Raw genomic sequence first — 23,386 nt, 5'->3', positions numbered from 1 at the left:
GTATTTTAATAGTATTTTGTCAGGAGGTGCCTATCTATGGAGGAACATTACTATGTAAGCATAGATATTGGTTCATCAAGTGTTAAAACAATAGTAGGCGAAAAATTTCACAATGGTATTAATGTGATAGGTACAGGGCAAACCTACACTAGCGGTATTAAGAATGGATTGATTGATGATTTTGATATTGCGAAACAAGCAATTAAAGATACAATTAAAAAAGCTTCTATCGCATCAGGTGTGGATATAAAAGAAGTTTTCTTAAAATTACCTATCATCGGTACCGAAGTGTACGATGAAGCAAACGAAATTGATTTTTACGAAGATACAGAAATTAGTGGATCACATATTGAAACAGTATTGGAAGGTATACGTCAAAAAAATGATGTACCTGATACAGAAGTTATTGATGTATTTCCAATTAAATTCATTGTAGATGGAGATAACGAGGTTTCGGATCCTAAAGAACTTATTGCAAGACATTCGTTAAAAGTAGAAGCAGGTGTTATTGCCATTCACAAGTCTATTCTAATTAATATGATTAAATGTGTAGAATCTTGTGGGGTAGATGTATTGGATGTTTATTCAGATGCTTATAACTATGGCTCTATTTTATCTGCAACTGAAAAAGAATTAGGTGCATGTGTCATTGATATTGGTGAAGATCTCACTCAAATCGCCTTTTATGAACGTGGTGAACTTGTAGATGCCGATTCAATTGAATTAGCTGGACGTGATATTACAGATGATATCGCAGAAGAATTAAACACTACATATGAAACAGCTGAAAAAATTAAGCATCAATATGGACATGCTTATACACAATCAGCGTCTGATCAAGACGTCTTCAGTGTTGATCAGGTAGATAGTGATGAATTAGTAGAGTATACTCAAAAAGATTTAAGTGCAATTATTGAAAGAACAATGCAAGATATCTTTGATGAGGTATTTGATGTGTTGGTAGATTTAGAATTAACTAAAGTAAATGGTGGATTCATTGTTACAGGTGGTTCTTCAAACTTATTAGGTGTTAAAGAATTACTAAGTACAATGGTTAATGAAAAAATAAGAATCCATACACCTTCTCAAATGGGAATTAGAAAACCTGAATTTACTTCAGCGATTTCTACAATATCTAGTAGTATCACATTTGATGAATTATTAGATTATGTTACAATAAATTATCAAGATAATGATGAATTTGAAGAAGAAGTCATTGAAAATGACGAACACAATCATACTTCAAAATCAGGTGGCTTTGACTGGTTTAAACTTAAATCTAATAAAAACGAAGACACTGACGAAAATCATCAGTCGGAAGTACGTGAAAAAGCGGAGAAACATGATGATTATGAAACGTATGACGAAAACGACCATCAAGATGGAACACATCATTATGATGATGAACATGAAAAATCTGATAAAGAAGAAAGCAAATTTAAAAAACTTATGAAATCTCTATTTGAATAATTGGCCATTAAGACTAGGAGGAAAAATAAATGTTAGAATTTGAACAAGGATTTAATCATTTGGCGACATTAAAAGTCATCGGTGTAGGTGGCGGCGGTAACAACGCTGTTAACCGCATGATTGATCATGGAATGAACAATGTTGAATTTATTGCCATTAACACTGATGGGCAAGCTTTAAACTTATCTAAAGCAGAATCTAAAATACAAATTGGTGAAAAATTAACACGTGGTTTAGGTGCGGGTGCAAATCCAGAAATTGGAAAAAAAGCTGCTGAAGAATCACGCGAACAAATTGAAGATGCTATTCAAGGCGCTGATATGGTATTCGTTACTGCTGGTATGGGTGGCGGTACTGGTACAGGTGCTGCACCAGTAGTTGCTAAAATTGCTAAAGAAATGGGAGCATTAACAGTTGGTGTTGTAACTCGTCCATTTGGCTTCGAAGGACGTAAACGTTCTACACAAGCAGCAGCAGGTGTTGAAGCTATGAAAGCGGCAGTTGATACATTAATCGTTATCCCTAATGATCGTTTATTAGATATTGTTGATAAATCAACTCCTATGATGGAAGCATTTAAAGAAGCAGATAATGTTTTACGTCAAGGTGTTCAAGGTATCTCTGATTTAATCGCTGTATCAGGTGAAGTGAACTTAGACTTTGCTGACGTTAAGACAATTATGTCTAACCAAGGTTCTGCATTAATGGGTATTGGTGTATCTTCAGGCGAAAATAGAGCAGTGGAAGCAGCTAAAAAAGCTATTTCATCTCCATTACTTGAAACATCAATTGTTGGTGCTCAAGGTGTGTTAATGAACATCACAGGTGGCGAATCTTTATCTTTATTCGAAGCTCAAGAAGCAGCTGATATTGTACAAGATGCAGCAGATGAAGATGTAAATATGATTTTTGGTACTGTAATTAATCCAGAATTACAAGATGAAATTGTTGTAACAGTAATCGCAACTGGATTTGAAGATAAACCAACATCTCAAGGACGTAAAGCGTCAAGTACTGGTTTTGGTTCAAGTGCAACTTCTAGCACATCAACTCAAAGTGCACCAAAAGAAGACTCATTCACACATAGTGCATCTAATTCACGTCCTTCTGATGGTCTAAGCGAAAGAAGTCATGCTACTAAAGATGATGATATTCCTAGCTTTATTCGTAATAGAGAAGAAAGACGTTCTAGAAGAACTAGACGCTAATATTAAAGTATAAATATAAAGAAAGGAGCAGTGATTTCTGAGGAGAACGCTGCTCTTTTTGTTTTATTTAATTTAAAAAGCATTATGTTATATAATACATTTATATACATCTTTTAATCGAAATGTAGATAAAATATAAAACAATAGTCTAGGTATGACTATTCATAAAAGTGAAGGTGGTTTTCACAACGTGGAAAGATTTATAAAACAGCCACATTATTTGAGTTATACATCACAATATGATCAGTTAACACTTGGTTTTACTACACGTGAAGATGGAAAGAGTCCATATCCAAGAGATGCATTTAATATGGCACGTTACATTGATGATGAACCTAGTCATGTGACGCATCATCAAGAGATATTAGCTAATGCTATCCACTTTCCTACACAACAATGGGTTTTTCCTATTCAAACACACGAAAATAATATCGTTCACATTACTAAAGCACATTGTGGTGCTAATATTAAAGCATTAGGTAATGAATTATATGGAATTGATGGTATGTATACTTATGATTCAGATATATTATTAACGATGTGCTATGCTGATTGTGTACCTGTATATTTTTATAGTGAGAAACATCATTTTATCGCTCTAGCTCATGCGGGGTGGAGAGGAACATATGGTCAAATAGTAGTAGAAATGCTTAAACATGTAGAATTTGACTATCAAGATTTAAATGTAGTCATAGGTCCAGCGACTTCTTCAACCTATGAAATAAATGATGATATTAAAAAGAAATTTGAAACATTACCTATTAATCCTGATAATTATATTGAAACACGAGATACTGATCGACATGGTATTGATTTAAAATTAGCCAACGCTTTATTATTAAAAAATAGTGGCGTACCAGCTGAAAATATTGATATTACTAAATATACTACGTCAGAAGACTTATCGCTTTTTTTCTCTTATCGTGTTGAAAAGGGTAAAACTGGTAGGATGCTAGCATTTATAGGTCAAAAGGGAGAAGTGTAGTGTAATGCAGTTATATTACTATAATCCTTTATGTCATTACAAAGTTAAGAGGTTGATATACAATGAAAGTGACAGAAAATTTAGAGAAAATACAAGCGGAAATTAATCATCATCTTGAAAAAAGTGTGATTAAGACCGCTCCAAACGTGATTGCAGTAACAAAATATGTTACAATAGACCGAGCAAAAGAAGCGTATGATGCCGGTTTAAGACACTTTGGAGAAAATAGATTAGAAGGTTTTTTAGAAAAAAAACAAGCCCTACCTAAAGATGTTACAATGCATTTTATCGGCTCACTACAGTCTAGAAAAGTAAAAGATGTGATTAATGACATCGATTATTTACATGCACTAGATCGTTTGAGTTTAGCAAAAGAAATTAATAAAAGAGCAACTCACACTATTTCATGCTTTATCCAAGTGAATGTTTCTGGTGAAGAAACTAAACATGGTATTGCGCTTAGTGAAGTTAATGATTTTATTGAACAAATTAAAGAATTCGACAATATTAAAATTGTTGGATTAATGACAATGGCGCCTTATACCGATGATAAAGATTACATACATCAGTTATTTAAACAATTGAGATTAAAACGAGATGAAATTAAAAACCTTAAATTGAATTATGCACCATGTGAATATTTATCTATGGGAATGAGTAATGATTATACTATTGCTATAGAAGAAGGTGCTACATTTATAAGAATAGGGACTAAACTTGTTGGAGAAGAGGAGTGAGCCCCATGGCTATCAAGGATTTATTTAATAATTTTTTTCTAATGGAAGATGAAGAAGAAGTCGAAAGCCCTGCTGAAAGACAACAGCGTGTAACACAAAACGAAGAAAATCAAAATCGTAATATGCAACAACAACCTATTGAAAGAACACAAAATAATCAAAATCACTTAAAAACTGTACCTCAAAAGAAAGTATCAAGAAATTACAATACTGAAGAAAGGAATTATCGTATGGGAAATACATCAAATAAGTCTAATTCAAAAAACGTTGTTACTATGAATCAATCGGTTGGTATAGGTTATAGTAATTACGAAAATTCAAAAATGTGCTTATTTGAACCTCGTGTATTTTCAGATACTCAAGACATTGCAGATGAACTTAAAAATCGTCGTGCGACATTAGTTAACTTACAACGTATTGATAAAGTATCAGCGAAACGTATTATTGACTTCTTAAGCGGAACAGTTTATGCCATTGGCGGGGATATACAACGTGTAGGTGCTGATATCTTCCTTTGTACACCTGATAATGTTGAGGTAGCAGGTAGTATTACTGATCACCTTGAACAGATGAGTACACAACAACATTACGAATAATTTAAGGAGTAGAATATAATATATGGATGTTGGTATATTAGCTAGTATATTTAACTTTATATTATTACTAGTTCAAATTTATTATTGGGGAATGATTATTTATTTCTTTACTTCATGGGTTCCAACAATTAGAGAATCTAAATTTGGGTCATTTTTAAGTAAGATATATGAACCTTTCTTAGAGCCATTTAGAAAGATTATTCCTCCCATTGGTATGATTGACATTTCATCAATTGTAGCATTATTTGTACTTGTATTATTTCAATATGGATTAAAAAGTATTTTTGATATGATATTAAATTATTTAATACTAAAATAGTTTTATAATAAGTTAGTAGAGCCTGTGATATGCATAATGTCTCAGGCTCTTTAATACTTAAAAAAGGAGGCGTTATTCATCGATATTTATCAGCACTTTAGAAATGAAGAACAATCACTTATTGATCAATTATTAGATAAATGTGAACAAGTTAATCAACAATATGCACCTGTATTGACTTCATTTTTAGATCCTAGAGGACAATATATATTAGAAGTCATCGTCGGTAGTTTTGAAGATATGAAAGTGAGCTATTTCGGTGGTCAATCCGCAGAGAGAAAGAGAGCAATTATTACGCCTAGTTATTTTGAGCCTACCGAAGATGATTTTGAAGAAGTATTAATCCAAATTAATTATCCTGAGAAATTTGTGTCTATTCAACATCAACATGTACTTGGAACTTTAATGTCTTTAGGTATAGAAAGAGAACAAGTAGGAGATATACTTGTTGGTGATACGATTCAGTTTGTTTTGACAAAGCAATTGGAATCATATATTATGATGGAATTAACAAAGATTAAAGGTGCTACAGTTAAACTTGATTCTATTCCATTTAAAGATATGATACAATCAAAAGAGAATTGGAATATTCATCATAGTACAGTCAGTGCTTTAAGATTAGATGTCGTTTTAAAAGAAATGATTCGAAAATCTAGATCCATTGCTAAACAATTGATTGAAAAAAAACGGGTAAAAGTGAATCATACTTTAATCGATTCTCCCGATTTTCAACTTCAAAACAATGACTTGCTCTCTATTCAAGGATTTGGACGTGCTCGAATTGTTGATATAGGTGGCAAAACTAAAAAAGAAAAAGTTCATATAACGTATCAAACACTATTTAAGTAAATGATATTGATTGATAAATAATAAAAACACCTTTATGATGGTTTGTTTTAAGGAGGATAACAGATGGCTTTTACACCTAATGAAATAAGAAATAAGGAATTTACAAGAGTGAAAAATGGTTTGGAGCCTGCTGAAGTTAGCGACTTTTTAACTCAATTAAGTAATGAGATTGAAAGACTTAAAGAAGAAAAAAAACAACTTGAAAAAGTGATTGAAGAGAGAGATACTAATATTAAATCTTATCAAGATGTTCATCAATCAGTAAGTGATGCGCTTATTCAAGCTCAACAAGCTGGAGAACAAACAAAAATTGCTGCCACCAAAGAATCAGAAGCAATTATCTCTAAAGCAAAAGCGCAAGCTGATTTGATTGTAAATGATGCTATTGAAAAAGCGCGTCATTTATCTTTCCAAACTGAAGATATGAAACGTCAATCTAAAATATTTAGATCAAGATTTCGTATGCTTGTAGAAGCACAGCTGGATTTATTGAAAAATGATGATTGGGATTACTTATTAAATTATGATTTTGATGCAGAACAAGTGACACAAGAAAATATACAGCATTTAAATCCACAAGATGTAAATCCAAATGTTAATAATGAAACTCCAACGAGTGAAACAACTGAGACAGTATCGAATGAGGAAAATCAGTCAATTAATTCTAATGAAGCAACGAATACAAGTAAGTCTACATCTGAAAATAAGGATGTTTCAGGTAACGAATCATCATCAAATAAATAGTTAATAAAATGTCAGACGCGTAAAAAATAATAAACTTTTCACAGCGAGTTAGGACACGGTGCAAGCCTAATATAAGTCTATTTTTTATATCACTGACATATTAAAATTTTATAATATTAAGAAGAGAACTCTAAGTTGAGTTAAGAAGGGTGGTACCGCGGATTTCCCGTCCCTATTAATTGAACTTAGAGTTCTTTTTATATTTAAGGAGTGGAAAATATGAATTACAAAGAAACTTTATTAATGCCAAAAACCGGCTTTCCAATGCGAGGAGGTTTACCTAATAAAGAGCCAAAAATTCAAGAGCAATGGGAAGCAAATAATCATTATCAAAAAGCTTTAGAGAAAAATGAAGGAAATCAATCATTTATTTTGCATGATGGCCCACCTTATGCAAATGGTAATCTTCACATGGGACATGCATTAAATAAAATTATTAAAGATATTATTGTACGTTATAAAACGATGCAAGGATTTTACTCACCTTACGTTCCAGGATGGGACACACATGGTCTACCAATTGAACAAGCATTGACTAAAAAAGGTGTTGACCGCAAAAAAATGTCAATTGCTGAGTTTAGAGAAAAATGTAAAGAATTTGCTTTAGAACAAGTTGAACTACAAAAACAAGATTTTAAACGTTTAGGTATACGTGGGGACTTTAATAACCCATATATTACTCTTAAACCTGAATATGAAGCAGCTCAAATTCGTTTGTTTGGCGAAATGGCTGACAAAGGTTTAATTTATAAAGGTAAAAAACCGGTATATTGGTCACCATCAAGTGAATCTTCACTTGCTGAAGCTGAAATTGAATATCACGATAAACGTTCAGCATCTATTTATGTAGCCTTTGATGTTAAAGATTCAAAAGGCACTATCGATGAGGATGCTCAATTTATTATCTGGACAACTACACCTTGGACATTACCTTCTAACGTAGCAATTACAGTTCATCCAGACTTGAAATATGGTCAATATAATGTAAATGGTAAGAAATACGTGATTGCTGAAGCTTTAGCTGAAAGTGTTTCTGAAGCATTAGGGTGGGATAAAGATACTATTCAATTGGAAAAAGAATTTACAGGGAAAGAGTTAGAGTACGTTGAAACACAACATCCATTCTTAGATCGAGTGTCATTAGTCATTAATGGTGGTCATGTAACAACTGACGCTGGTACGGGGTGTGTACACACTGCTCCTGGTCACGGGGAAGATGACTATGTTGTAGGTCAAAAATATGATTTACCTGTCATCAGTCCTTTGAATGATAAAGGTGTCTTCACAGAGGAAGGCGGACAATTTGAAGGTATGTTCTATGATAAAGCAAATAAAGCTGTAACAGATCTTTTAACTGATAAAGGTGCCTTATTAAAATTAGACTTTATTACACATAGTTATCCACATGATTGGCGTACTAAAAAACCAGTTATTTTCCGTGCAACACCTCAATGGTTTGCTTCAATTAATAAAGTGAGACAAGATATCTTAGATGCGATTGAAGAAACTGATTTTAAAGTGGATTGGGGTAAAACACGTATATATAATATGATCCGTGACCGTGGTGAATGGGTGATTTCTCGTCAACGTGTATGGGGTGTACCATTGCCTGTATTTTACGCTGAAAATGGCGATATTATTATGACAAAAGAAACTGTCAATCATGTAGCTGATTTATTTGAAGAATATGGCTCAAATGTTTGGTTTGAAAGAGAAGCTAAAGATTTATTACCTGAAGGATTCACACATCCTGGAAGCCCTAATGGAGAATTTACTAAAGAAACAGATATTATGGATGTTTGGTTTGACTCTGGTTCATCTCATAGAGGTGTGTTAGAAACTCGTCCAGAATTGCGTTTCCCAGCCGATTTATATTTTGAAGGTAGTGACCAATATCGTGGTTGGTTTAACTCTTCAATTACTACAGCAGTTGCGACTAGAGGACAATCGCCTTATAAATTCTTATTGTCACATGGTTTCGTAATGGATGGCGAAGGTAAAAAAATGAGTAAATCTTTAGGTAACGTTATCGTTCCTAATCAAGTAGTAAAACAAAAAGGTGCTGATATTGCACGATTATGGGTAAGTAGTACAGACTACTTAGCAGATGTACGTATTTCAGATGAAATTTTAAAACAAACGTCTGATGTTTATAGAAAAATCAGAAATACTTTAAGATTTATGTTAGGTAATATTAATGACTTTAATCCTGAAACAGATAGTGTACCTGAACATGAATTATTAGAAGTAGATCGTTACTTATTGAATCGTTTACGTGAATTCACTTCTAGTACTATTAAGCACTATGATAACTTTGATTACTTAAATATTTATCAAGAAGTTCAAAACTTTATCAATGTAGAATTAAGTAACTTCTATTTAGATTATGGTAAAGATATTCTGTATATTGAACAAAAAGACGCACATAAACGCCGTAGTATGCAAACAGTGTTGTACCAAATTTTAATAGATATGACTAAATTACTCGCTCCTATTTTAGTACACACTGCCGAAGAAGTATGGTCTCATACACCACATGTTAAAGAAGAAAGTGTTCATTTAGCAGATATGCCAAAAGTTGTTGACGTTGATCAAGAATTATTAGATAAATGGAATCAATTTATGTCATTACGCGATGATGTAAACCGTGCATTAGAAGCAGCACGTAATGAAAAAGTTATCGGTAAATCTCTTGAAGCTAAAGTAGTGATTGGAAACAATGATCACTTTAAAGCTGCAGAATTTTTACAACAATTTAATGACTTACAACAATTATTTATCGTTTCTCAAGTTGAAGTGACCGAAAAAGTAGACAATGGAAATGAATATCAACATGGTGACATTCATATTGAACATGCTTCAGGTGAAAAATGTGAAAGATGTTGGAATTATAGTGAATCATTAGGATCTGTTGGTGAACTTGATCATTTATGTCCACGTTGTCAAGAAGTCGTAAAAACTTTAGTTTAATTCAATAGAGATAGAACACTTGTAACCTAATTAAGGGTTACGAGTGTTTTTTTATAAAGTATATAAATATTAAATAATAATAATTTGAAAATATATCTGAATAGGGTTCAAAGTTTAGACGAAGAGGAATTAGTTTATAGCAAATAATAAGTAATGAAATATTTCTCGCATGTTTATGATAAATATAGGAAGAGGGATACAATTATGGGTAAGATTTTACTAACGGGGGCTTCTGGATATATCGGCAGTCATTTAAAAGATAAATTAAAAGATAATCATGAGATTATCGCAATATCAAGAAATACTCAAAATAAAAAAAATGAAAAAAATGTAACTTGGAAATCAACAGATTTATTTGATTTAAATGCTATAACTGAGGTAATGGAAGATATAGATACTGCGATATATCTCGTTCATTCAATGATGCCAAGTGCTAAACTTACACAAGCTAATTTCGAAGATATGGATGCACTCCTAGCTGATAATTTTGGACGTGCAGCAAAAAAACAAGGTGTTAAACATATTATATTTATGAGTGGTATTATCCCAAATGATAGTCAGTTATCACCTCACTTAAAAAGTCGGTTAGAATGTGAAAAAATATTAGGATATTATGACGTCCCTGTAAGCACATTACGTGCTGGTCTAATTATAGGTTCAAAAGGTAGCTCATATCCCATTTTAAAAAGAATGATAGAGTGTTTGCCAGCAATGATTCTACCCAACTGGGCTCACAATATGATTGCGCCAGTATCTATTGATGATGTTATTGATAAACTAGCCATGTTAGTAGAACGCTTTCCCCAAGAAAATGAAGCATTTGATATTACAGGGCCTGAAGTGATGAATTATCAAGAATTATTTGAACGTACAGCTTCTATTCTTGGTAAACGTTTACCTACGTTGAATTTACCAATTATTCCTATTTGGTTAAGTCGATTTTGGGTTAGACTGATTTCGCAAGTGCCTAAAGAAATGATATACCCACTTATGGATAGTTTAGTGCATGATATGATTCCACAGCCTGAGCATATAAAACCAGAAATATCATTAGGGAAAATGAATTATGAAGAAAGTGTAAGAAAAGCACTGAAAGAAGAACAAGGTGAACAACAAACTATAACTACAAAACAGTCTAAACCTAAATCAAAGCAAGATAAGAAAAATGAAGTGAAAGATGTTAGAGCAATGACGCGTTTTAAAATTCCTGAAAGTTACTCAATGCGTGATGTAACAAGAGAATATGCAGAATTTATAAATGATATTACGCTCCATTTAGTAGATGGTACCATTAATGAGCATGAATTTAATATTCAATTACCATTAATAAAGAAATTTATTTTAAAAATGACAAGACATAATCATGATTCTACTAGTGAAATGATTGTATATAAAATTGTTGGTGGAGATTTAGCAATGGCTAAAGACGGCGGCAATGCGCGATTTGAATTTAGACGTATATTAGATACTAATGAAGGTATTGTAGCATTACAAGAATATGAACCAACATTACCATGGGGAGTTTATAAGTTTACTCAAGCCAATGTACATAAGTTTGTGATGGATGTGTTTAAACACCATATGAATCATTTAGCTAATGATGAAGAAGATAAACAAGATCCTGTTAATAAAATTTTTACTAATCTTGCTATGACTACTGGTGCAATAATTGGCGCATTTGTTGGTGCAAGAACATACAATAAATTTTTAGTTAAAAAATAGTATACTTTATGTATTTAAAAGTTTTCGATGGAAGAGCAATGGATTTCTCTCTATCGAAAGCTTTTTTTAGACTAAATCTAAATAGTTGAATATTACGCATTAAGACTGATAAAATTTTAAATATTTTATTATAGAATAATCATTAATCATAGTCATTTTAAATTGAAAGAGAGATTTTAAAATTTAGAAGGTGTCCTATGTTTCATGATAATGATGCATATTTTATTAATGGTATCACTTTAAATGTAAAAGATTTACGCACTTTACAACCGTTCTATGAAGAATGATTAGGATTTAAAAAGGTGAAAGAGATATGAACGGTTGTCAAATATCAAATTGGAGATCGTCACCATTATATTACTTTAAGAGAGATAAAGTCTGGACGAAATCCTTTATCTCAAGAAGCTGGTTTATTTTATATAAGAATTCAATTATCCAATAAACTACATCTGGCAGATCTAATCCAAAAGTTAAATGACTATGAGTTACCAATTAATGATTGAGGACAAAATATATGTACATTTATTTTTGTCGAAGATCCAGAAGGTCGTATGTTTAAATTTTATGTTGATAAATCGATTTCTGATTGGAAACAAGAAAGTGAATGGATTAGACTCGATATTAAGCCACTCGATGTTTCTTCATTATTAACATATGCACCAACCATCGGATGGCAAAGTTTACCTAATGATAGTAAAATTGGGACTATTAGTTTAAAAATCATTCGATTAAATGAATTAAGAGCGTATTATCTAAACTTGTTTGGACTAGTACCTTCTGCATATTTAGATGCTGAATCGTTTTATTTAGCTTCTGAACAATATTATTGTCATCTTTCAATGAATTTCAAAAATAAAGCGAATAGATAATGAACATACTTATGGTCTATCCATCGTTGACTTTCATTATCCAGATACACATCCTATCAATATTAAAGTCCCAGATGATATCCAGTTTAGATTTAATTTTATAGAGGTAGAGTGATGAAATGAAAAAATGGATTTTTTTAATGATATTTGTATGTATGATATTTACAGGCGGTGCAATTTTTGATGGTCTAGACAATCAAGATATGACTGAACCTACAATTCATTTTTGGGAAAAAATCCTATGAAATATAACACATACGCTAAAGGTCAATGTACTTACTATGTATTTGATCGAGTAAAAGAAGATCATCATTTAATAAGTAACCAATGGGGTGACGCTAAATATTGGGCTAACAAGGCTAAGAAACAAGGGTATACAGTCAATGAAAATCCAACTAAGAGCTCAATTTTACATTATCCAAAAGGAAAACATGGACATGTTGCTTATGTAGAACAAGTAAATAATGATGGCTCTTTAATAGTCTCTGATATGAATTTCAGAAAACCTTACGAAATTACAACACGTTTTGTAGATGTTTATCAAGTCGATCAATTTAATTATATTCATCCTAAAAGTAACACAAATATGACATAGAAGATTGTAGCTTTTTTTATGCTAAGTAGTAGGCTATAATGTAGAGTGTTGTCAAAGAGTTGAGGGCTGAATGGAGGCACATGAATGAAAAAGAAATATTATATTGGTTTATCTTTAATAGTAGCTATCGTGACTTTAATTATAGATCAAATAACTAAAAAAGTAATTACAGCAACAATGAACATTGGTGATTCTTATGAAGTGATTCCTCATTTTTTAAATATTACATCACATAGAAATAATGGTGCAGCTTGGGGGATTTTAAGTGGTAAAATGGGATTTTTCTATATTATTACTCTTATTATTTTAGTTGTACTTATCATATTTTATATTAAAGAAACTAAATATAATGTGTTTATGCAAGTTGCAATTAGCTTATTATTTGCAGGTGCATTAGGTAACTTTATCGACCGTGTATTCAATGGTGAAGTGGTTGATTTCATTGATACAAATATTTTTGGATATGATTTTCCAATTTTTAATGTCGCAGATTCAAGCTTAACAATTGGTGTTATTTTTGTCATTATTGCATTGATTAAGGATGCAACGAAAAAAGAATAGGAGGGCACGTAGTGGAAACGTATGAATATAAAATAGAAGATGAAGCACTCGTAGGTCAGCGTATTGATAAATTATTATCTGATTTCAATAGTGAGTGGTCTAGAAGTCAACTTCAAGATTGGATTAAAAATGATTTAGTCACTGTTAATGATAAAATAATCAAATCAAATTATAAAGTTAAATTAAATGATGAGATTCAAGTGACTAAAAAAGAAGTGGTTGAAGCCGATATTTTACCGGAGAACCTCAATTTAGATATTTATTATGAAGATGAAGATGTAGCCATTGTTTATAAACCTAAAGGCATGGTTGTACACCCTTCACCAGGTCATTATACAGGTACATTAGTTAATGGATTAATGTATCAAATTAAAGATTTATCAGGTATTAATGGAGAGATACGTCCTGGTATTGTTCATCGTATTGATAAAGATACGTCTGGGTTACTTATGGTAGCTAAAAATGATGTGGCACATCGTGGTCTAGTAGAACAACTTATGGATAAAACAGTAAAGCGTAAGTATACAGCTTTAGTACATGGTAATATTCCTCATGATTATGGAACAATTGATGCTCCAATAGGGAGAAACAAAAAAGACCGTCAATCTATGGATGTTGTTGATGATGGAAAAGAAGCAGTGACTCATTTTAATGTATTAGAACATTTCAATGACTATACATTGATTGAATGTCAATTAGAAACAGGGCGTACTCATCAAATTCGCGTTCATATGAAATATATTGGGTTCCCACTTGTTGGAGATCCTAAATATGGTCCTAGAAAAACATTAGATATTGGTGGACAAGCTTTACATGCTGGAGTCATTGGTTTTGAACATCCTGTCACTCATGAATATATTGAACGTCATGCTGAGTTACCTCAAGAGTTTCAATCGCTATTAGAAGATATTCGATTAAGAGAATCATAAAATTAGAGAATAAAGTCATAAATTAAAAGAAAGCATATTGACTTATGAACTAAAAAGATTTAAGCTAATAACAGTTAAAATTAAACAAAACAATGTCTTTTAAAAAGAGTCCAGAGAGGCTCAAAAGACAGGGTGACTAATGATATAAATATGATTAACTTCAATTGTTCGATTATTATCAGACTAATCATATAAAATATTTTTATATACATTAAACCTCATGTCTTTATAAAAGACATGAGGTTTTTTCTTTTAAGAGGTGTAATCATGTCAGAACGTATTATTATGGACGAAGCAGCTATACAACGTACTGTTACACGTATAGCACATGAAATTCTAGAATATAATAAAGGAACTGAACAACTTGTTCTTTTAGGTATTAAAACAAGAGGCGAATTTTTAGCACGTCGTATTCAAGAAAAAATTAAACAAATTGAACATCACGTAGTTCCAACAGGCACGATTGACATTACTCATTTTAGAGATGATATTAAAAATTCGAAAAAGCCTATCACTAAAGATGCCATTGAAATTGATCAAGATGTTACAGATAAGATAGTGATTATTATTGATGATGTACTTTATACTGGACGAACTGTTAGAGCATCTTTAGATGCAATTTTATTACATTCTCGACCTATAAAGATTGGTCTCGCTGCCCTTGTGGATCGTGGCCATCGTGAACTGCCAATTAGAGCAGACTTTGTTGGAAAGAATATACCTACTGCAAAAGATGAAGCAGTATCTGTTTATCTTGAAGAAATAGATGATAGAAATGCAGTAGTAATTGAATAACTAACCTTTTAAACCAGTACGAGAGACTGAAAAAGGTGAAGTATTTAATGATGAGCGTGTAATGTATTTATTAAATGGATAGATAATATGTCTCACTTAAATTAAATACTTTTCCTATGTCATGTTATAAAAAACTGAAAGAAGCTTTTTATAATATGTCATGAATTTATTTTAGTCTCTTTACCATAGTGTAAAGAGACTTTTTTAGAAAGGAAGAATATTTCATGGAAAATGAACGAATGTTTGAACGTACTGTCAAACCAGTGCTAGATGTAAAAGATAAACCAAAACCAGCACAATGGGCGTTTTTAAGCTTACAACATTTATTTGCAATGTTTGGGTCAACTGTCCTTGTTCCTTTTTTAACAGGGTTACCTATTTCTGCTGCATTATTAGCCTCGGGTATAGGAACATTACTATATATATTAATTACTAAAGCAAAGATACCTGCCTATTTAGGTTCAAGCTTTGCATTTATTACTCCAATTATTACGGGGTTAAGTACGCACAGTTTAGGAGATATGCTTGTCGCTTTATTCGCTAGTGGAGTAATGTACATCATTATTGGTATTTTCATAAAATTAAGTGGTACCGGTTGGTTGATGCATCTTTTACCACCAGTTGTTGTTGGTCCAGTTATTATGGTCATTGGATTAAGTCTCGCACCAACAGCAGTAAATATGGCAATGTATGAGAATTCAGGAGATATGAAGGGTTACAATTTAAGCTATTTATTAGTCGCATTAGTAACCTTACTAGTAACTATTATTGTTCAAGGATTCTTTAAAGGTTTCTTTTCACTTATTCCTGTGTTAATAGGAATTATTGTAGGTTATATTGTGTCAATTTTTGTAGGCATTGTTAATTTCAAACCAATTGCTAAAGCCAGTTGGCTAGATTTTCCAGATATATATTTACCATTTAAAGATTATGTTCCATCGATACATATCGGACTTATTTTAGTCATGTTGCCTATAGTATTTGTAACAGTCAGTGAACATATTGGTCATCAAATGGTGATTAATAAAATTGTAGGGCGTAATTTCTTTGAAAATCCAGGTTTACATCGTTCAATTATAGGTGATGGAGTTTCAACAATGTTCGCTAGCATTATTGGAGGACCACCTAGTACAACTTATGGTGAAAATATTGGTGTACTTGCAATTACAAAAATATATAGTATCTATGTCATTGGTGGCGCAGCAGTGATTGCAATTATCTTATCATTTATTGGTAAGTTCTCAGCATTAATTTCATCAATTCCTACACCAGTTATGGGTGGCGTATCTATCTTATTATTCGGTATTATTGCAGCAAGTGGACTTAGAATGTTGGTAGAAAGTCGTGTTGATTTTGCTAGTAATCGTAATTTAGTTATTGCATCAGTAGTACTAGTAGTCGGTATTGGAAATTTACTTATCAATTTAAAAAGTTTTGGTGTGAACCTACAAATTGAAGGCATGGCTTTAGCAGCGTTATCAGGGATCATATTAAATCTTATTTTGCCAAAAGAAAAAAAAGAATCAGACATTAAATAAAAGAGAATCTTTTAGGAGGCACGTCATGAAACATTTATTTTCAATGGAGTATTTAACAAACGACGATATATTTAATCTCATTCAAACAGCAAGTCGTTTTAAATCAGGAAAAGAAACTGTCCCTCAGTATGAAGGGAAATATGTATCTAACTTATTCTTTGAAAATTCAACACGCACAAAATGCAGTTTTGAAGTAGCTGAACTTAATCTTGGATTGAAACAAGTTAACTTTGAAACAAGCACTTCTTCAGTACAAAAAGGGGAATCACTTTATGACACTTGTAAAACGTTAGAGAGTATTGGCGTCAATTTATTAGTCATTAGACATCCTCAAAATGCTTATTACGAAGAACTAGAAAATTTAAATATTCCGATTGCAAATGCTGGAGATGGTAGTGGTCAGCATCCTACTCAAAGCTTACTGGATATAATGACGATTTATGAAGAATACGAAACATTTGAAGGATTAAATATTTTAATATGTGGAGATATTAAAAATTCTCGTGTAGCGAGAAGTAATTATACAAGTTTAACCTCGCTTGGTGCTAAAGTGATGTTCTCAAGTCCGAATGAATGGGTAGATGAAACATTAGATGCTCCCTATGTCAATATTGATGATGTGATTGATAAAGTTGATATCATTATGCTTTTAAGAGTCCAACATGAAAGACATGGTATTACTGATGAAGCAAACTTTAAAGCTGATTATTATCATGAACAATATGGGTTAACTAAAGAAAGATATCGTCGTTTAAAAGATGATGCGATAGTGATGCATCCTGCTCCAGTAAATCGTGGCGTAGAAATCGATAGTGAACTAGTTGAAGCACCTAAGTCAAGAATCTTTAAACAAATGGAAAATGGAATGTATTTAAGAATGGCTGTAATAGATAAACTTTTATCAAGAAAAGGAGAATAATTATGAAACTTATAAAAAATGCTAAAATTTTAGACAATGGTAAACTTAAATCAACGTCAATTTTAATTGATGGACAATATATCAAGGAAATTAATGAAAATATTAATATTGATAAAGATACTGAAGTCATTGATGCAAATGGTCAGTTTGTAGCACCAGGTCTAGTAGATGTGCATGTTCATTTAAGAGAACCAGGTGGGGAACATAAAGAAACAATTGAAACTGGAACAAAAGCAGCTGCACGTGGAGGATTTACAACAGTATGTCCAATGCCTAATACACGTCCTGTACCTGATACAGTAGAACACATGAATCAGTTGCAATCATTAATTAAAGAAAATGCACAAGTCCGCGTCTTGCCTTATGCATCAATTACAATTCGTCAAGCTGGTAAAGAGCATGTTGATTTTGAAGCACTTGCAAAAGAGGGTGCATTTGCATTTACAGATGATGGTGTGGGTGTGCAGGAATCAGCAATGATGTATGAAGCGATGCAACAAGCAGCAAAATTAAATAAAGCAGTTGTTGCTCATTGTGAAGATAATAGTTTAATTTATGGTGGTGCAATGCATCAAGGTAAACGTAGTGAAGAATTAGGTATTCCTGGCATTCCAAACATTTGTGAATCTGTACAAATTGCACGAGACGTTTTATTAGCAGAAGCAGCAGATTGTCACTATCATGTGTGCCATGTTTCAACAAAAGAAAGTGTAAGAGCAATTCGTGATGCTAAAGCAGCAGGCATTCATGTTACTGCTGAAGTGACACCACATCATCTGTTATTAACGGAAGATGATGTTCCAGGTGATAATGCCATTTTTAAAATGAATCCACCATTAAGAAGTAAAGAAGATAGAGATGCATTATTAGAAGGGTTACTAGATGGTACCATTGATTGTATTGCTACAGATCACGCGCCTCATGCCAAAGAAGAAAAAGCTCAGCCAATGACAAAAGCACCATTTGGTATTGTAGGAAGTGAAACGGCTTTCCCATTACTATATACTTATTTTGTTAAAAATGGAGACTGGTCATTACAACAACTTGTTGATTACTTAACAATTAAACCAGCACAAATATTTGATTTACCTTATGGAAAATTAGAAGAAGGCAGCTATGCAGACTTAACAATCATTAATTTAGATGAAGAAAGAGAAATTCGTGGTGAAGACTTCTTATCTAAAGCAGATAACACACCATTTATAGGATATAACGTATATGGTAACCCTGTTTTAACAATGGTTGAGGGTGAAGTTAAATTTAAGGAGGACAAGTAAAATGTTTGAACGTAGATATCTCGTATTTGAAGATGGTTCATACTATGAAGGATATAAATTAGGATCAGATCAATTATCAATCGGAGAAATTGTATTTAATACAGCTATGACTGGATATCAAGAAACGATTTCTGATCCATCATATACTGGTCAAATTGTTACATTTACTTATCCTTTAATTGGAAATTATGGTATTAATAGAGACGATTTTGAATCACTTACACCTACATTAAATGGGGTAGTGGTTAAGGAAGCAAGTACGCATCCAAGTAATTTTAGAAAACAAAAAACATTACATGAAGTGCTTGTTCAATATCATATTCCTGGTATTTCAGGGGTAGACACACGTAGTATTACTAGAAAAATTAGAAAGTATGGTGTATTAAAAGCAGGATTTACTGACAATAAAGAGGATATTGAATCACTTGCAGTGAGCTTAAAAACTGCAGAATTACCTCGTGATGAGGTGACTACTGTGTCAACAAAAACACCGTATGTATCAACAGGCTCAGATTTAAGTGTCGTGTTATTAGACTTTGGTAAAAAGCAAAATATTGTTAGAGAGCTTAATTCAAGAGGATGTAATGTTACTGTAGTACCTTATGATACTTCAGCAGAGGAAATATTAGCAATGTCACCAGATGGTGTCATGCTTTCAAATGGACCTGGAGATCCAGAAGAAGTTGATGTTGCTTTAGATATGATTAAAGGTGTTTTAGGACATATACCATTCTTTGGCATTTGTCTTGGTCATCAGTTATTTGCATTATCTCAAGGCGCTAAAGCATTTAAAATGAAATTTGGACATCGTGGTGCAAATCATCCTGTAAAAGATTTACGCACAGGCAAAGTAGATATCACAAGTCAAAACCACGGTTATGCTATAGACAAAGATTCATTAGAAAATACAGATTTAGAAGTGACACATATTGCTTTAAATGATGGTACGGTTGAAGGATTAAGACATAAAACATTACCAGCGTTTTCAGTACAATATCATCCAGAGGCAAGACCAGGCCCAAGTGACTCAAATTACTTATTTGATGAGTTCTTAGACATGATGAGAGATTTTAAAGATAATAAAAAGGAGAGTAAAACGAATGCCTAAACGTGACGATATTAAAACGATTTTAGTAATTGGTTCAGGTCCTATTATTATTGGACAAGCTGCAGAATTTGACTATGCTGGAACACAAGCGTGTCTTGCTTTAAAAGAAGAAGGATACCGTGTTATTTTAGTGAACTCAAACCCTGCAACCATTATGACTGATAAAGAAATTGCAGATAAAGTATATATTGAACCTTTAACTCATGACTTTATTGCACGTATCATTCGTAAAGAACAGCCTGATGCATTATTACCTACATTAGGTGGACAAACAGGCTTGAATATGGCAATACAATTACATGATAGCGGTGTATTAAAAGCAAATAATGTAGAGTTATTAGGTACAAAATTAGAATCTATACAACAAGCAGAAGATAGAGAATTATTCCGATCATTGATGAATGAATTAGATGTTCCGGTACCTGAAAGTGATATAGTAAATACTGTGGAACAAGCATTTGCATTTAAAGAACAAGTAGGATATCCATTAATTGTACGTCCTGCTTTTACAATGGGGGGTACCGGTGGCGGTATCTGTCATAATGATGAAGAATTAAAAGAAGTTGTAAGTAATGGATTACATTATAGTCCAGCAACGCAATGTTTAATTGAAAAATCAATAGCAGGATATAAAGAAATTGAATATGAAGTTATGCGTGATAAAAATGACAATGCCATTGTAGTATGTAATATGGAAAATATTGACCCAGTAGGTATCCATACTGGAGATTCAGTTGTTGTAGCTCCTAGTCAGACACTATCAGATGTTGAATACCAAATGTTACGTGATGTATCGCTTAAAGTGATTCGTGCTTTAGGTATTGAAGGTGGTTGTAATGTACAGCTAGCATTAGATCCATATTCATTAAATTATTACATTATTGAAGTTAATCCACGTGTGTCTCGTTCATCTGCACTAGCATCAAAAGCAACAGGCTATCCAATTGCTAAATTGGCAGCTAAAATTGCGGTTGGTTTAACATTAGATGAGATGCTAAATCCTATAACTGGAACATCTTATGCTGCTTTTGAACCAACACTTGATTATGTTATTTCAAAAATTCCACGTTTCCCATTTGATAAATTCGAAAAAGGTGAACGTGAATTAGGAACGCAAATGAAGGCTACTGGTGAAGTAATGGCTATTGGTCGTACATATGAAGAATCATTATTAAAAGCGATCCGTTCATTAGAATATGGTGTCCATCATCTTGGTTTACCAAACGGTGAAAGTTATGACTTAGATTACATTAAAGAACGTATTAGTCATCAAGATGATGAGCGTTTATTCTTTATTGGTGAAGCGATTCGACGTGGCACATCATTACAAGAAATTCATGAAATGACTAAAATTGATTATTTCTTCTTAAATAAATTTCTTAATATTATTCATATTGAACATGAACTTAAAGCGCATCCAGGAGACTTAGAATATCTTAAATATGCAAAAGATTATGGTTTCAGTGATAAAGTGATTGCGCATCGCTTTGATATGACAGAAGATGAAGTATATCAATTACGTCAAGATAATGATATTAAACCTGTGTATAAAATGGTAGACACGTGTGCAGCAGAATTTGAATCATCTACACCATATTATTACGGAACATATGAAACAGAAAATGAGTCTGTAGTTACAGATAAAGAGAAAATTTTAGTATTAGGTTCTGGACCAATACGTATCGGACAAGGTGTAGAGTTTGATTATGCGACAGTGCATGCAGTTTGGGCAATTCAAAATGCCGGATATGAAGCGATTATTGTTAATAATAATCCAGAGACAGTATCAACAGACTTTTCAATTTCAGATAAATTATATTTTGAACCGCTAACTGAAGAAGATGTAATGAATATTATTAATTTAGAGCAACCTAAAGGTGTAGTAGTCCAATTTGGTGGTCAAACAGCAATTAATTTAGCTGATAAATTAGCTAAACATGGCGTGAACATCTTAGGAACATCACTAGAAGATTTAAATCGTGCAGAAGATAGAAAAGAATTTGAAGCACTTTTAAGAAAAATTGATGTTCCACAACCTAAAGGTAAAACAGCAACTTCTCCTAAAGAAGCATTAGAAAATGCACGTGAAATCGGTTATCCAGTCGTTGTACGACCTTCTTATGTATTAGGTGGCCGTGCTATGGAGATTGTAAATAGTGATGCAGAATTAGAAGATTATATGGAACAAGCTGTTAAAGCAAGTCCAGAACATCCAGTATTAGTAGATAGATATTTAACTGGTAAAGAAATAGAAGTCGATGCAATTTCTGATGGTGAAATAGTTATTATTCCTGGTATTATGGAGCACATTGAACGTGCAGGTGTTCATAGCGGTGATTCAATTGCAGTGTATCCACCACAAACATTGAGCGATGAAGAAATAAAAACACTCGAAGATTATACAATTAAATTAGCTAAAGGATTAAACATTGTGGGTCTCATCAATATTCAATTCGTCATTGCACATGATGGTGTGTATGTATTAGAAGTTAACCCACGTGCAAGTCGTACAGTGCCTTTCTTAAGTAAAATTACTGATATTCAAATGGCACAACTTGCCATGCAAGCGATAATGGGCACAAAGCTTAAAGATTTAAGCTATCAACAAGGTGTTCAACCATATTCAGAGGGTGTTTTTGTTAAAGCACCGGTGTTTAGTTTTAATAAATTAAAAAATGTTGACATTACACTTGGACCTGAAATGAAATCTACCGGTGAAGTGATGGGTAAAGATTTAACACTTGAAAAAGCTTTATATAAAGGTTTAATAGGTAGTGGTGTAGAAGTAAAAGATCATGGTACCGTATTAATGACAGTAAGCGATAAAGATAAAGAAGAAATCGTTGATATTGCTCACCGCTTAAATGAAGTAGGTTATAAAATCTTAGCTACACAAGGCACTGCACAAAAATTAGAAGTGCACAATATCCCTGTTGAAGTTGTTGGTAAAATCGGTGGAGAAAATGATTTATTAACACGTATTCAAAATGGAGATGTACAAATTGTTATTAACACAATGACAAAAGGTAAAGAAGTTGAAAGAGATGGCTTCCAAATTCGACGTACTACTGTAGAAAACGGAGTGCCATGTTTAACTTCATTAGATACTGCAAGTGCATTAACAAATGTTATTGAAAGTATGACATTTTCAATGAGAAATATGTAATGCCATAATTATAAGCGACTTATGTGTTA

At 32.5% G+C, this 23,386-nt stretch carries 21 protein-coding genes; all 21 read left to right on the top strand.

Features of this window, described 5'->3' with window-relative positions; all coding sequences use genetic code 11:
* Nucleotides 1-36 precede the first annotated feature (36 nt).
* The 21 genes from ftsA to carB all read left to right on the top strand — a co-directional run bounded on the left by ftsA (nt 37) and on the right by carB (nt 23,357).
* Complete coding sequence (gene ftsA, locus HMPREF3046_RS10130) at nt 37-1,470, top strand: cell division protein FtsA (protein WP_070719275.1); 1,434 nt, start codon at nt 37-39, stop codon at nt 1,468-1,470.
* Nucleotides 1,471-1,499: 29 nt separating this feature from the next.
* Nucleotides 1,500-2,678 (top strand): cell division protein FtsZ, encoded by a 1,179-nt coding sequence (gene ftsZ / locus HMPREF3046_RS10125; RefSeq protein WP_070719274.1) that lies wholly within the window; start codon nt 1,500-1,502, stop codon nt 2,676-2,678.
* A gap of 190 nt (nt 2,679-2,868) precedes the next feature.
* Entirely contained in the window at nt 2,869-3,663 is a 795-nt protein-coding gene (gene pgeF / locus HMPREF3046_RS10120; RefSeq protein ID WP_083316387.1) for a peptidoglycan editing factor PgeF, read from the top strand.
* Between the two features lie 62 nt (nt 3,664-3,725).
* Nucleotides 3,726-4,400 carry a YggS family pyridoxal phosphate-dependent enzyme gene (locus tag HMPREF3046_RS10115; protein WP_070719270.1) on the top strand — a complete coding sequence of 225 codons (675 nt, stop codon included), beginning with the start codon at nt 3,726-3,728 and terminating at the stop codon, nt 4,398-4,400.
* A 5-nt stretch (nt 4,401-4,405) separates the two neighbouring features.
* Nucleotides 4,406-4,996 carry a cell division protein SepF gene (locus tag HMPREF3046_RS10110; RefSeq protein ID WP_070719267.1) on the top strand — a complete coding sequence of 197 codons (591 nt, stop codon included), beginning with the start codon at nt 4,406-4,408 and terminating at the stop codon, nt 4,994-4,996.
* Between the two features lie 22 nt (nt 4,997-5,018).
* Nucleotides 5,019-5,315, top strand: coding sequence for a YggT family protein (locus HMPREF3046_RS10105; RefSeq protein ID WP_002455457.1), 297 nt, complete (start codon nt 5,019-5,021; stop codon nt 5,313-5,315).
* 78 nt (nt 5,316-5,393) lie between these two features.
* The gene (locus tag HMPREF3046_RS10100; protein ID WP_070719264.1) at nt 5,394-6,164 is read left to right on the top strand and encodes a YlmH family RNA-binding protein; all 771 of its coding nucleotides are present in this window, start codon (nt 5,394-5,396) and stop codon (nt 6,162-6,164) included.
* 63 nt (nt 6,165-6,227) lie between these two features.
* Entirely contained in the window at nt 6,228-6,908 is a 681-nt protein-coding gene (locus HMPREF3046_RS10095; protein WP_070719262.1) for a DivIVA domain-containing protein, read from the top strand.
* 219 nt (nt 6,909-7,127) lie between these two features.
* A complete protein-coding gene (ileS, locus tag HMPREF3046_RS10090) occupies nt 7,128-9,878 on the top strand; it encodes an isoleucine--tRNA ligase (RefSeq protein WP_070719260.1) in 2,751 nt (916 codons plus the stop codon).
* A 204-nt stretch (nt 9,879-10,082) separates the two neighbouring features.
* Nucleotides 10,083-11,600 carry an NAD-dependent epimerase/dehydratase family protein gene (locus HMPREF3046_RS10085; RefSeq protein ID WP_070719258.1) on the top strand — a complete coding sequence of 506 codons (1,518 nt, stop codon included), beginning with the start codon at nt 10,083-10,085 and terminating at the stop codon, nt 11,598-11,600.
* Between the two features lie 551 nt (nt 11,601-12,151).
* Complete coding sequence (locus HMPREF3046_RS11570) at nt 12,152-12,469, top strand: hypothetical protein (RefSeq protein WP_242271472.1); 318 nt, start codon at nt 12,152-12,154, stop codon at nt 12,467-12,469.
* 119 nt (nt 12,470-12,588) lie between these two features.
* Entirely contained in the window at nt 12,589-12,714 is a 126-nt protein-coding gene (locus tag HMPREF3046_RS11565) for a hypothetical protein (protein WP_256278231.1), read from the top strand.
* On the top strand, nt 12,711-13,064 hold the full coding sequence (locus tag HMPREF3046_RS10075) for a CHAP domain-containing protein (RefSeq protein WP_070719256.1): 354 nt from the start codon (nt 12,711-12,713) through the stop codon (nt 13,062-13,064). Before HMPREF3046_RS11565 ends, HMPREF3046_RS10075 begins: the two co-directional genes overlap by 4 nt.
* Nucleotides 13,065-13,148: 84 nt before the next feature.
* Nucleotides 13,149-13,625: a signal peptidase II gene (lspA, locus tag HMPREF3046_RS10070; RefSeq protein ID WP_070719254.1), complete on the top strand. Its 477-nt coding sequence runs from the start codon at nt 13,149-13,151 to the stop codon at nt 13,623-13,625.
* 11 nt (nt 13,626-13,636) lie between these two features.
* Nucleotides 13,637-14,554: an RluA family pseudouridine synthase gene (locus tag HMPREF3046_RS10065; protein ID WP_070719252.1), complete on the top strand. Its 918-nt coding sequence runs from the start codon at nt 13,637-13,639 to the stop codon at nt 14,552-14,554.
* A 267-nt stretch (nt 14,555-14,821) separates the two neighbouring features.
* On the top strand, nt 14,822-15,349 hold the full coding sequence (gene pyrR / locus HMPREF3046_RS10060; protein ID WP_070719250.1) for a bifunctional pyr operon transcriptional regulator/uracil phosphoribosyltransferase PyrR: 528 nt from the start codon (nt 14,822-14,824) through the stop codon (nt 15,347-15,349).
* A gap of 224 nt (nt 15,350-15,573) precedes the next feature.
* Nucleotides 15,574-16,887, top strand: coding sequence for a uracil-xanthine permease family protein (locus HMPREF3046_RS10055; RefSeq protein WP_070719248.1), 1,314 nt, complete (start codon nt 15,574-15,576; stop codon nt 16,885-16,887).
* A gap of 25 nt (nt 16,888-16,912) precedes the next feature.
* Nucleotides 16,913-17,806 carry an aspartate carbamoyltransferase catalytic subunit gene (locus tag HMPREF3046_RS10050; protein WP_070672477.1) on the top strand — a complete coding sequence of 298 codons (894 nt, stop codon included), beginning with the start codon at nt 16,913-16,915 and terminating at the stop codon, nt 17,804-17,806.
* Nucleotides 17,807-17,808: 2 nt separating this feature from the next.
* On the top strand, nt 17,809-19,083 hold the full coding sequence (locus HMPREF3046_RS10045; protein ID WP_070719247.1) for a dihydroorotase: 1,275 nt from the start codon (nt 17,809-17,811) through the stop codon (nt 19,081-19,083).
* A 1-nt stretch (nt 19,084) separates the two neighbouring features.
* A complete protein-coding gene (locus tag HMPREF3046_RS10040) occupies nt 19,085-20,191 on the top strand; it encodes a carbamoyl phosphate synthase small subunit (RefSeq protein WP_070719245.1) in 1,107 nt (368 codons plus the stop codon).
* Nucleotides 20,184-23,357: a carbamoyl-phosphate synthase large subunit gene (gene carB / locus HMPREF3046_RS10035; protein ID WP_070719244.1), complete on the top strand. Its 3,174-nt coding sequence runs from the start codon at nt 20,184-20,186 to the stop codon at nt 23,355-23,357. Before HMPREF3046_RS10040 ends, carB begins: the two co-directional genes overlap by 8 nt.
* Nucleotides 23,358-23,386 lie beyond the last annotated feature (29 nt).

The sequence above is a fragment of the Staphylococcus sp. HMSC070D05 genome, from assembly GCF_001815595.1.
Taxonomy (GTDB): domain Bacteria; phylum Bacillota; class Bacilli; order Staphylococcales; family Staphylococcaceae; genus Staphylococcus; species Staphylococcus hominis.
The sequence above is the reverse complement of the archived record's forward strand: the minus strand, read 5'-3'. Positions and strand labels throughout refer to the sequence as shown.